The following is a 360-nucleotide window of genomic DNA, read 5'->3' as shown; positions in this document are numbered from 1 at the left end:
GCTCTGCGGCGACGGCGACCTGATGGAAGGCGTCTCGTCCGAGGCGGCGTCGCTGGCCGGCCGGCTGAAGCTCGGCCGCCTGATCGTCCTCTATGACTCGAACCAGATATCGCTGGACGGGAAACTCGATAGGTCGTTTACGGAGCACGTCCGTCCGCGCTTTGACGCCTACGGCTGGCAGACGCTGCTCGTCGGGGACGGCAATGAGGTGGAGGCAGTGAAACAGGCGCTCGATGCGGCAGTCGCCGAGGAGAACCGGCCGACGCTGATCGAGGTGCGGACGACGATCGGCTACGGGGCGCCGCACGTTGCCGGCACGAACCAGGTGCACGGCAGTCCGCTCGGAGCCGAAGAGGCGCA

1 protein-coding gene is annotated in these 360 nt (G+C 67.5%); it reads left to right on the top strand.

Annotated features, from left to right (window positions below):
- A partial coding sequence (locus OYT88_RS20785; protein ID WP_527194303.1) for a thiamine pyrophosphate-binding protein occupies positions 1–360 on the top strand: 360 nt, incomplete at both ends.

The sequence above is a fragment of the Sporolactobacillus sp. CQH2019 genome, assembly GCF_028765345.1.
In the GTDB taxonomy this organism is placed as follows: Bacteria; Bacillota; Bacilli; order Bacillales; family Sporolactobacillaceae; genus Sporolactobacillus.
Note: the sequence above shows the minus strand (reverse complement) of the source record. Positions and strands in the feature narration are given on the sequence as shown.